The 7,539-nt window shown below is 66.5% G+C and carries 11 protein-coding genes; all 11 read left to right on the forward strand.

What is annotated here, in order from left to right:
• The first annotated feature begins 54 nt into the window (after nucleotides 1-54).
• Nucleotides 55-519, forward strand: coding sequence for a hypothetical protein (locus ABZW96_RS36715; protein WP_355081393.1), 465 nt, complete (start codon nucleotides 55-57; stop codon nucleotides 517-519).
• Nucleotides 516-761, forward strand: coding sequence for a hypothetical protein (locus tag ABZW96_RS36720; protein ID WP_355081395.1), 246 nt, complete (start codon nucleotides 516-518; stop codon nucleotides 759-761). The genes ABZW96_RS36715 and ABZW96_RS36720 overlap by 4 nt, the downstream gene beginning before the upstream one ends.
• Nucleotides 762-763: 2 nt before the next feature.
• Nucleotides 764-1,447, forward strand: a complete 684-nt coding sequence (locus tag ABZW96_RS36725; protein WP_355081397.1) for a DUF2637 domain-containing protein — start codon at nucleotides 764-766, stop codon at nucleotides 1,445-1,447.
• A gap of 303 nt (nucleotides 1,448-1,750) precedes the next feature.
• The gene (locus ABZW96_RS36730; protein WP_355081399.1) at nucleotides 1,751-3,073 is read left to right on the forward strand and encodes a hypothetical protein; all 1,323 of its coding nucleotides are present in this window, start codon (nucleotides 1,751-1,753) and stop codon (nucleotides 3,071-3,073) included.
• Nucleotides 3,070-3,399, forward strand: coding sequence for a hypothetical protein (locus tag ABZW96_RS36735; RefSeq protein ID WP_355081401.1), 330 nt, complete (start codon nucleotides 3,070-3,072; stop codon nucleotides 3,397-3,399). Before ABZW96_RS36730 ends, ABZW96_RS36735 begins: the two co-directional genes overlap by 4 nt.
• Nucleotides 3,396-3,578, forward strand: a complete 183-nt coding sequence (locus tag ABZW96_RS36740; RefSeq protein WP_355081403.1) for a hypothetical protein — start codon at nucleotides 3,396-3,398, stop codon at nucleotides 3,576-3,578. Before ABZW96_RS36735 ends, ABZW96_RS36740 begins: the two co-directional genes overlap by 4 nt.
• Complete coding sequence (locus tag ABZW96_RS36745) at nucleotides 3,575-3,757, forward strand: hypothetical protein (protein ID WP_355081405.1); 183 nt, start codon at nucleotides 3,575-3,577, stop codon at nucleotides 3,755-3,757. Before ABZW96_RS36740 ends, ABZW96_RS36745 begins: the two co-directional genes overlap by 4 nt.
• Nucleotides 3,754-4,380 (forward strand): hypothetical protein, encoded by a 627-nt coding sequence (locus ABZW96_RS36750; protein ID WP_355081407.1) that lies wholly within the window; start codon nucleotides 3,754-3,756, stop codon nucleotides 4,378-4,380. Before ABZW96_RS36745 ends, ABZW96_RS36750 begins: the two co-directional genes overlap by 4 nt.
• Nucleotides 4,381-4,410: 30 nt before the next feature.
• On the forward strand, nucleotides 4,411-6,078 hold the full coding sequence (locus ABZW96_RS36755) for a replication initiator (RefSeq protein WP_355081409.1): 1,668 nt from the start codon (nucleotides 4,411-4,413) through the stop codon (nucleotides 6,076-6,078).
• A 10-nt stretch (nucleotides 6,079-6,088) separates the two neighbouring features.
• Nucleotides 6,089-6,307: an excisionase family DNA-binding protein gene (locus ABZW96_RS36760; protein ID WP_355081410.1), complete on the forward strand. Its 219-nt coding sequence runs from the start codon at nucleotides 6,089-6,091 to the stop codon at nucleotides 6,305-6,307.
• Nucleotides 6,308-6,330: 23 nt separating this feature from the next.
• Nucleotides 6,331-7,428 (forward strand): site-specific integrase, encoded by a 1,098-nt coding sequence (locus ABZW96_RS36765; RefSeq protein ID WP_355081411.1) that lies wholly within the window; start codon nucleotides 6,331-6,333, stop codon nucleotides 7,426-7,428.
• The last annotated feature ends 111 nt before the right edge of the window (nucleotides 7,429-7,539 follow it).

Consider the following 7,539-nt stretch of genomic DNA (forward strand, 5'->3'; position numbering starts at 1 on the left):
GTACCATAGAACATCCACTTCGAGTATCCATACGGCCCTGACAAGGAGAAGGCAATGGCATTGAAAGACATGTGGATCCCGACCGACTTCCGTTCCGTGTTCCCGAAGGGTGTGCTGCTGCTCGGTGACATCGAGTCGCAGACCGAGTTCAGCGAGGACCGCAACGCGCCGAAGCGTCAGGCGGTCGACTACGACCGGGAGGGCAACGGCTCGGGTAAGCGCCTGTGGAAGGCGACGATCATGGACCGGGCGGGAGGCAAGGCGAACCAGGCCAGTTTCGACATCACGTTTGTTGCTGACCACATGCCGGTTCCGTCGGAGCCGGAGGTCATGGAGGGCTTGCGTCCGATCGAGCTGGAGGGGCTGCTGCTCAAGCCTCGCATTGTCGGTAACGGCCAGTTCAAGTCGATCGGCTTCTACATCCGCGCGACTGGCATCAAGGGCGACAACTCCGGTGCGAAGCAGGCTCCGGCTGATCCGGGCGCGGCCCGCCCGAACTCGACCGGTAAGGCGGCGTGATCATGTCGTTCTTCAGCACCTCGGTGCACGGGTATGAGGGGATCACTGTCCGTTACCGGCCGCAGACGCAGGACGCTTACGGCGGGCTTCCGGCGCGGGTGTCGGTGTCGTTGAACCGGTCGGATAGCTGGCTGGTCCTGGACATCGAGGATGCCCAGTCTCTGCTGGCTCAGCTGCCCGTGGTGTTGGCCGAGCACGATGCGGTCGAGGCTGCGGTGGCATCGTCGGACAAGGCGGCCTGACGATGAATACGGCGGATCAGTCGGCGGGGATGCGTCTTGCGCGCTGGTCCGCCGTGGTCATCATCATCGCGGTCGGGGCCGCGGCGTTCCGGCTCAGCTTCGCCACGCTGAAGGATCTCGCGGTCCTGGCGCACATCCCGGCGTCGGATGCGTGGCTGTTCCCGCTGATCGTGGACGGCACGATCCTGCTGGCCACCTTCGGCGTGCTGGTCCTGGCCAACGCTCCGGAGCGCCGGTTCTTCGTCACCGTCCTGGTCATCGGCTCGGTGGTGTCGGTGGCGGGCAACTCGCTGCACGCGGTCGCGGCCGGTCGAGAACTGCCGTGGTGGGCCTCAGCGCTGGTGGCTGCGATCGCCCCGATTTCCTTGCTGGCCGATACGCACGGGCTGGCGCTGTTGATCCGTGCGGCACAACGTGATTCGGCACCGGAGCCGGTTCCCGTTCCGGTGGTCGAGCTTGCCGCGGAGCAGGCCCCGGCCGAACCCGAGCCTGAGCCGGGACCGGTGTCGGTCCCCGAGCCCGAGCCCGAGCCCGTGCCTGTGGTGCCGGTGCCTGAGCCGTTGCCGGTGCCTGAGCCGGTGCGGGTGGCTGAGCTTCGTCCGGCGCCTGTCGCGTCGGTTCGTCCTGTTCGTTCTTCGCGACCGCAGCAAACGATGCTGCCGATCGCTGTTCCTGTTGGGGGTTGAGATGACTGCTTTTGTTCCTGCTGTGGCGACGGGTGTTTCCGCGCTGGTGACCGTGTTGGCCGGGGTCGGGGTGCTGGTGGACCAGACGCCGGATGCTCCGGCTCCGGTTGTCCCGGCCGCTGCGTCCTCCTCGGTGGTGGCTACCACGACGAGTCCGGCTCCGGCTTCGCGTGGGTGCGTGATGTTCTGCGAGGACTCCGGGCCGGGTCGGTCTGAGTTCGAGATGGCTCCGGCCTCTCCGGCGCCGGAGGGGTGCCGGTTGTTCTGCGAGTTGGAGCGTGGCCGGGAAGGTGGGGGGTTCTGATGAGTGTCGCGGGAACGGTGATGCTCGCTGGCGGTATGTGCACGGGCGCGTCGGCGTTCTGGTGGCTGCGGTCGCTGGCTGCGTTCGGTACGGGTGTGCAACCGGCTGGTGATGCTCGTGAGGTCGCCGCGGCGGCTCCGGTCGAGCTGCGGACGGCGGTGCTGGTGGTGGCTGATCCTCGGCAGCGGCCGTACATGTTCGCCGCGCTGGGGCTCGGCTCGCTCGACAGCGGGTTCCCGACGCTGGAGGACTGGGTTTACACCGACTACGGCCTTCAGATCGACTTCCTGATGATGGCCGGACAGACCCGCAAGGACTGGGCAGGTGAGGACGCCCTCGACGCGTTCGCGCAAGTGCTGGCGGTGCCGAAGGTGACCGTGGTCTTCCCCGATCCGGGGGTGGTTCGTCTCCAACTGCGGGTGTTCGACACACTCGCGGACCCGACAAAGGTGTCGGGGGTCCACAACGGCGTGGACTTGGAGGCGATCCCCGTCGGCGTACTCGAAGACGGCGGCACCTGGTACCTGGCGCTGCTGTACCGGCATCTGTTGATCGCGGGCGGCACCAACGCCGGTAAAGGCGGTTTGGTGTGGGCGATCATCGCCGGACTCGCCCCGGCCATCGCGTCCGGGCTGGTGGAGCTGTGGGTGGCCGACCCGAAGGGCGGTATGGAGTTCGGGCGCGGCAAAGCGCTGTTGACCCGCTTCGAGTACACCGATGAGGGCATCGTCGCGATGATGGCCGACGCTGAAGCGCTGATGCTCGAGCGGGCGGCGCGGTGCATGGAAGCCGGTATCGAGAAGCACGTCCCGACGGTGGATGAGCCGCTGATCGTGATCATCGTGGACGAGGCGGCGGCGATGACCGCCTACGCCGAACCCGACACGACCAAGAAGTTCGACCGTCATTACGGCAAGCTGCTCACCCAGGGCCGGGCGCCGGGGATCTGCGTGATCACCTGTGTGCAGGACCCGTCGAAAGACACTCTGCCGCAACGGCAGTTGATCCCGATCCGCATCGCACTGCGACTGGATGAGAAGACCCAGATCGGCATGGTGCACGGCGACTCCGCGCGTGAGCGTGGTGCACGCTGCGACGAAATCCCCTACACCACACCCGGTGTCGCCTACGTCCGTGAAGACGGTACGCCGAACATCGTGCGGGCGCGCTCGTACTTCGTCTCGCGTGAGGACATCGCCGAACTGTGCGAGCACTACGCCCCGCGCGGTCACGGCATCGACTTCGCACCCCAAGCCGACTACAGCGACTTCGACCCCGACGACCTCGGTGACGAGTCCGACGACGGGCCGATGGCGGCATGAAACGCGGTTTGGTCATCGAACAGCACGTGGTCGTCTACTGCGATACCTGCGGCGACCACTACACCGAGGGTGAGAACGAAACGATCTGCTTCGACTCCATCACCCAGGCCATCGCCTATCTGACCGTCCATTCCGCGGGCGGTGTGGGCTGGGTCTACGACGGCGACAAGGTCGTCTGCGACGGCTGCCAGGCCACCGCCCGCTGCGTCGAGCACGGCCACACCTTCCCCGAGTCCTGGCGCACCACGGTGTGGCCGCTGGGCAATTCCACCCGTTCCCGCACCTGCGAAGTGTGCGGCGTCCCTGAAATCGAGGCCCAGCCATGAGCAACCACCGCTACGACGACAACGTCATCGACCTGCAAGCGCGTCGCCGCTGCCGCCTGGAGCGTTCCGGGTTGGACTCGGCCGCGATCGCCGCGCACCTGCTGGTGGAGACCGGGGTTGTCCCGCTGTGGGACAACAGCGACGACCACGACTTCGACGGCGGGGACTGGGCGGCATGAGTAGCGACGTGTCCGGGACCAGCGGAGGGCCGTCGAACCCGATCGTCACCGCGGCGGCTGAGCAGGTCGCCAAGTCCAAGCGGCGCCGCGCCAGCAGCAAGGCCAAAGACGTGCCGCGCTGGGAGTGCCGGGACCAGATGACCCTCTTCGATCCCTCGAACTCGGAGGCGAACCGATGACCACCAAAACCGTTCACATCCGCAAGGACACCCACCTGGACGCGTCCGACCGGTTCGCGCTGGCGCTGCTGAACCTGCTGTGGGCAGCGCTGATCGGCCTGTGGTGGATGGTGCTGTTCCCGATGATCTCCATCCCCCTCGCGCTGGTTGTCGCGGCGTGGGTGTGGTTGGGGTGGCCGGTGGGTCTGGCGGCTGCTGTGTTGTCCGTCGCCGGACTGTTGCTGTGGCAGCGTGCCCGCCCTGAGATGTTCGACCGCTGGGTCACCCGCCGCGCTCGTTCCCGGTTCCTGACTTGGCACCGCTACCGCCGTCGCTGGGTCAAGCTGATGCGGGCCTGCCACCTGAGTATCGACCGCGGTGACCGCACATTCATCCCGCGCCTGCTCGGGGTCCAGATCGGCCCGGCGACGGATCGGGTTCGGGTGCGGATGCTCGACGGCCACTGCCCGGCCGACTTCGAAAACCGGGTCTCACACCTGGCGCACGCCTTCGGCGCCTTGGACTGCCGGGCCACGATCACCGGCCCCGGCACGGTGGAACTGGCGTTCCGTCGCTCGGATGCGCTCGCGGAGACGGTGATCCTGCCGCGGGTGGATCACTGGATCAGGCCGAAGGCGGCGTAGATGGAACCGACTACCACTGACACTGACTCGGTGGTCCCGATCCGGCAGACCGCGGCACAGCGCCGTAGCCTGCCGGATTTCCGGGATGTCGCCCACGCGCTGGCTGATGAACAGCATGTCTGCCGTCGCCCGGTGCCGATGCGCGCTGAAGACCCGAGAACGCTGCGGGTGGATTACGTCGGCACCCCGTGCAAGTCCACCATCGAATCCGTGTGCCCGGCGTGCGCGGCCAAGGCCCGGTATCTGCGGATGACGCAATGCCACGAGGGCTGGCACATGACCGCCGAACCCGAGATCGACAAGCGCGCACCCACCCAGCAGCAGAAAGACCTGATCGCGACACGTTCGGATCTGTTCGCCGCCTACCAGGCCGCGAAGGAAGAAGGCGACCGGCAGCGGATGGACGACGCCGCCGAAGACGTGGCCGGTATCGACAAACAACTCCGCGAATCAGGTTTCCGCGGCCGGTTGCCGGACCTGGACGCCACACCCAAGGATCGCCGCCAGCGTTCCACCCGGCGACGCCAGGACGTACCGGACCTGCCCCGGCACAAGGTCGCCAAGACCACCATCGGCCGCGAGTACGCAGGCAAGTACCGGCCCTCCACCTTCGTGACGCTGACCCTGCCGTCCTACGGGCTGGTGCACAAAGACGGCGCGATCAACTCCAAGGGCGAGGTATGCGGGGACGGTTCCCCGCGGGACCCGGACTCCTACGACTACACCCGTGCCGCCCGAGACATCGTGCATTTCGCGGCCCTGGTGGATCGCTGGATTCAGAACCTGCGGCGTGCAGTCGGCTGGGACGTGCAGTACTTCGCCACCGTGGAACCTCAGCGTCGGGGCGCCCCGCACCTGCATTTGGCGATCCGGGGATCGATCCCGCACGCGGTGTTCCGGGCGGTGACCGCGGCGACCTATCACCAGGTGTGGTGGCCCCGGTTCGACGCCGACAACGAGGTGTACTCCGGTGACACCATGCCGGTGTGGGATCACGCGGCCGGCACTTTCACCGACCCCGCCACCGGGCAGCCGTTGACCGGATGGGACGACGCGCTGGACATCATCGACTCCACCGATGATCTGGAACCGGCGCACGTGATCCGCTTCGGTGTCCAGGTCGATTCCAAGGGCATCCTCGGCGGCACACCGCAAGCCGACGAGAAGGTCCGCTACCTGACCAAGTACCTCACCAAGTCGGTCGCGGAAATCCTCGAACCCCAGTCCCGGCGTGCGGCCGAACACTACGACCGGCTCCACGCCGAACTCACCCACACCCCGTGCTCGCCGCGGTGCGCGGTGTGGCTGCGCTACGGCATCGTCCCCAAGGGCGCCACCGCCAAAACGCAGCCGGGCCGCTGCAAGGGCAAAGCGCATCGCCGCGACACGTTGGGCCTGCCGGGGCGGCGGGTGCTGGTATCGCGCCGCTGGTCGAACAAAACCCTCCCGGATCACAAGCACGACCGCGCGGAGTTCGTTCGGCAAACCCTCGCCGCGGTCGGGATCGTCAAACCGGACCGCTCGCATCTGATCATCACCCCGGTGGAACCGGGCGACAAGAACGTCCCGCCTCGCGATCACCTGATCATGGCAGCGGTCTCCCAGCGCATCACCTGGCGCGCCGAGTACACCAGAGCACTACTCGCAGCCAGTCCACCAGGGACACAAGAAACTTCGGCAATTCGGCAAGCAGCATAGGAGGGGCGCGATGGATATCAGACCCGGCTACGTGGATGTGCAGGGCGCGGCTGAGTACCTGGGCACAGGGGAGCGGTTCATTCGTCGGCTGGTCGCCGAGCGGCGGGTGGTGTTCTACAAGGTGGGCGCGCATGTGCGGTTCAAGCTCGCTGATCTGGACGCTTACGCCGAAGCGGGCAAGGTCGAGCCGATCGAGGTTCGCTGGAGTGGCGGCAGGGTGGTTGCCTGATGGGGCGTAGACGTTTCGGCACTGTGCGCAAGCTGCCCTCGGGCCGGTTCCAAGCCTCGTTCATCGGGCCGAACGGCAGGCGGCAGACGGCGCCGAATACCTTCCGGACGAAGACCGACGCAGATCGCTGGTTGGTCAACGTTGAAGCGGACATCAGCCGTGGCGCATGGTTGGACGAAAAGCTGGGTCGGCAAACGTTCGGGGAGTACGCCAAGGCGTATTTGCGTGAGAATCCGGATGTCGGTCGGCGGTGGGAAGAAACTTGCCTGCGCAATATGCGGCTGCACATGGTGGAACTGCTCGACAAGCCGTTGATCGCAATTACGGGTCCGGTTGTGCGTAGTTGGCACGCGAAAGCTGTAGCAGGTCCGGGCGGCAAGACCTCTATTCAGCAGTCGTACCGATTCCTGCGGGCGGTGATGAACCAGGCCAAGCGGGACGGCGCGATCACGGTCAACCCGTGCACGATCAAGGGCGCTGGCTCGGACCGGGCGAAGGAACGCAGCGTGGCTACCGTCGTGGAGGTCGGTGCGCTGGTGGAGAGCATTACTCCGCGCTACCGGGCTGCGGTGCTGTTGGCGGCGTGGTGTGGTCTGCGCCGCGGCGAGATCATCGGCCTGGCGGTGGAGGACGTAGATCTGGAGGCGAATGAGGTCTGGGTGCGGCGCAACCGGGTAGAGCTGCTGGAGTCGGCCGAAGCGTTCGATAAGGACCCGAAGACCGACGCCGGTAAGCGGCCGGTATCGATCCCTCCGCACCTGCGTCCCTATATCCGTGAGCACCTGGACAAGTGGGCAGGCAAAACCTGGATGTTCGTCGGCCGGGACGGTGAGCGGATGCGGGGTAACGCGATCTACCAGGCGTTCGTCCGCGCTCGGAACCGGGTTGGCGTCACCGTGACGTTCCATGACTTGAGGCACACCGGGCAGAGCCTCGCTGCGTTGACCGGTGCGAACCTGGCGGACCTGAAGAAGCGCCTTGGGCACTCGTCCAACGCTGCCGCCAGCCGGTATCTGCACGCGATCGACGGGCGTGACAAGGAGGTCGCCGTGGAACTGAGCAAGCTCGCTGCGCGAGGGAATGCGGTCGAGCTGCCTCGCTCGATCATCGTGAAGCACTGACCGACGGAACGCACGCGGAACGCACGGTGCAGGATTTCACCCCTCTGACCTGCGATTTTGCACCTGACTGAAAAGCGGAAGGTCGCCGGTTCGATCCCGGCCCTGGCCACC

It is taken from the genome of Nocardia sp. NPDC004168, assembly GCF_040610355.1.
GTDB classification, from domain to species: Bacteria; Actinomycetota; Actinomycetes; order Mycobacteriales; family Mycobacteriaceae; genus Nocardia; species Nocardia sichangensis.

Excerpts from the sequence above, each read along its gene's own strand:
- ABZW96_RS36715 (WP_355081393.1), top strand. The coding sequence starts at position 55 with ATGGCATTGAAAGACATGTGGATCCCGACCGACTTCCGTTCCGTGTTC.
- ABZW96_RS36725 (WP_355081397.1), top strand. The coding sequence starts at position 764 with ATGAATACGGCGGATCAGTCGGCGGGGATGCGTCTTGCGCGCTGGTCC.
- ABZW96_RS36730 (WP_355081399.1), top strand. The coding sequence starts at position 1,751 with ATGAGTGTCGCGGGAACGGTGATGCTCGCTGGCGGTATGTGCACGGGC.
- ABZW96_RS36735 (WP_355081401.1), top strand. The coding sequence starts at position 3,070 with ATGAAACGCGGTTTGGTCATCGAACAGCACGTGGTCGTCTACTGCGAT.
- ABZW96_RS36740 (WP_355081403.1), top strand. The coding sequence starts at position 3,396 with ATGAGCAACCACCGCTACGACGACAACGTCATCGACCTGCAAGCGCGT.
- ABZW96_RS36745 (WP_355081405.1), top strand. The coding sequence starts at position 3,575 with ATGAGTAGCGACGTGTCCGGGACCAGCGGAGGGCCGTCGAACCCGATC.
- ABZW96_RS36750 (WP_355081407.1), top strand. The coding sequence starts at position 3,754 with ATGACCACCAAAACCGTTCACATCCGCAAGGACACCCACCTGGACGCG.
- ABZW96_RS36760 (WP_355081410.1), top strand. The coding sequence starts at position 6,089 with ATGGATATCAGACCCGGCTACGTGGATGTGCAGGGCGCGGCTGAGTAC.